Raw genomic sequence first — 659 nt, 5'->3', positions numbered from 1 at the left:
GGGCTGATCCACCGGCTCACCCACCGCCGGCCGGTCTCGGTCGACCATGTCCTGCACTGGTCGACCTGGCGACGCCGACGCCAGCACCAAACCCGCCTCAGCCACTACCAACGACGCGGCCACACACCACCCGAACCTGCCCAACCATCAGGTCAAAGACCGTTGCAGTACTAGGCCGTTTCCTTCGGATCAGCGCCGGAAATCCCGTCGTGGGCTGCCTAGCGACGGGTGATCGTGAGGGACGTACGATCACGTCGTGGATTCTTCGAGGGACGACTTGAGCTGTGGGCTTTGCGGGCAGTCTCCGAGCGGCGTACACGAGCAGCATGGCAATGAAGCGGTGGTCGGCGCGGGCAACCGTGTGAGGTACGTGATCGTCGAGCTGCGCGGCGCCACGGCCTGCTACCAGGCCGTCGACGACCCCTCGCGGGCAGGCAAGACTGGTGCGGCCTGGTTGGCGCAAGAGCTGGGGACTGACCTGTCGGATCTCCCCGGCCGTCATTACACCTGCTGGGAGACACCCGCGGAATACGGCGTCATTCGGAAAGGTTTCGAGCTGGCCTGACACGCAGCGACATCGGTTCGTTTCCGAGGGATCATCTCGCCGACCAGATGAAGATGGCAACGAGGTGGAGTCCGGCGAGGTAGATGGTGGCGGT

The 659-nt window shown here is 64.6% G+C and carries 1 protein-coding gene; it reads left to right on the top strand.

What is annotated here, in order from left to right; genetic code table 11:
* The first annotated feature begins 370 nt into the window (after positions 1-370).
* Positions 371-565 carry a hypothetical protein gene (locus tag K7G60_RS38630; RefSeq protein WP_225805635.1) on the top strand — a complete coding sequence of 65 codons (195 nt, stop codon included), beginning with the start codon at positions 371-373 and terminating at the stop codon, positions 563-565.
* Positions 566-659: the final 94 nt, after the last annotated feature.

This window comes from Streptomyces sp. NK15101, assembly GCF_020400725.1.
GTDB lineage: Bacteria > Actinomycetota > Actinomycetes > Streptomycetales > Streptomycetaceae > Streptomyces.
The sequence above is the reverse complement of the archived record's forward strand: the minus strand, read 5'-3'. Positions and strand labels throughout refer to the sequence as shown.